General features: G+C 64.7%; 1 protein-coding gene. It reads right to left on the bottom strand.

Annotated features, from left to right (window positions below; genetic code table 11):
- Window positions 1-1,100, bottom strand: a 1,100-nt coding sequence (locus AB0J47_RS42240; RefSeq protein ID WP_364360352.1) for an IS701 family transposase, incomplete at its 3' end; no start/stop codon positions are given.
- Between the last annotated feature and the right edge of the window lie 74 nt (window positions 1,101-1,174).

Here is a 1,174-nt window from a genome sequence, read left to right as displayed (position 1 = left end):
ACGGCGAGGAAGGCGTGGGCGAGCATGGCCAGGGTGATGTGGCGGTACCAGGGGTCCCATCGGCGTACCTGGTAGTGGTCGAGGCCGCATTGGTCTTTGGCGGCTTGGAAGCATTCCTCGATCGCCCACCTGGCTCCGGCGACGGCGACGATCTGCTCGCGGGTCACGGTGTCGGGGTGAAAGCACAGGTAGTAGGCAATATCGGTGGGGTCTTCGACCGATCGGCGGGCGAGTAGGGTGCGCACGAACCCGGCCGGGAGGTCACCGAAGCCGGGCAGCGTGGCCCATGCGAAGTCGTAGACGCGCTGGCCTCGAACCCCGGGTCCGCACGAAACCCGGTGCCATGCCTGGGCGGGAGCGCGGCCGATGAGAGTGTCGACCCGACGACGCCCGTCGATATCGGTGACGGTTTGTTTGACTGGCACCTCGAGGACATAGGACATCCGACGAGCCTGCAGGAATGCCCGGAACTTCCCGTCACGGCCGTAGGCGGAGTCAGCGGCCACCCACCCCGCGACCACCCCGGCCCGCAGAGCTCGCTCGATCATGGCTTCGGCCAGTCGCGGCTTGGTCAAGACGCCTTCACTGCAACGCTTTTCGGGTATTCCCGCTTCGCTACAGCGGTCTTGGTCGCTGATCCATGATTCGGGTAGATACAGCTCCCGGTCGATCAACGCACGCCCCGTGCGGCCGGAGTAGGCCAAAAACACCCCCAGCTGACTGTTCTCGACCCGCCCCGCGGTGCCGGAATACTGGCGTTGAACCCCGGCCGACTTCGTGCCCTTCTTGACGAACCCGGTCTCATCCGGCACCAGGACACCATCGGGGCAGGCCAACGACTCGGCCACATAGGAGCGCACACGATCACGTAGCTCATCAGCACTCCAGCGGGACCTGTTCAGGAAATGCTGCAAACCGTCCGGCTCCACCACGCCGGCGGCGTCGGCCAGCTGCCAGGAATTCTTGCGCTCCACCGGCGCCAGCAACCCCGTCACATACGCCCGCGCCCACCGCCGCGGCTCTGCCCGATAGAACACCCCCGCTACCCGAGCGAACACCTCATCGAAACCCGCTCGCCAAGCCGAAACATCCTCGGCCACAACATCATCAAGCACGCGCGACAAACTACAGCAGGATCAACTATCTTGCAGCACAACGAAATACAACTGTCGTG

The sequence above is a fragment of the Nocardia sp. NPDC049737 genome, assembly GCF_040674755.1.
In the GTDB taxonomy this organism is placed as follows: domain Bacteria; phylum Actinomycetota; class Actinomycetes; order Mycobacteriales; family Mycobacteriaceae; genus Nocardia.
Note: the sequence above shows the minus strand (reverse complement) of the source record. Positions and strands in the feature narration are given on the sequence as shown.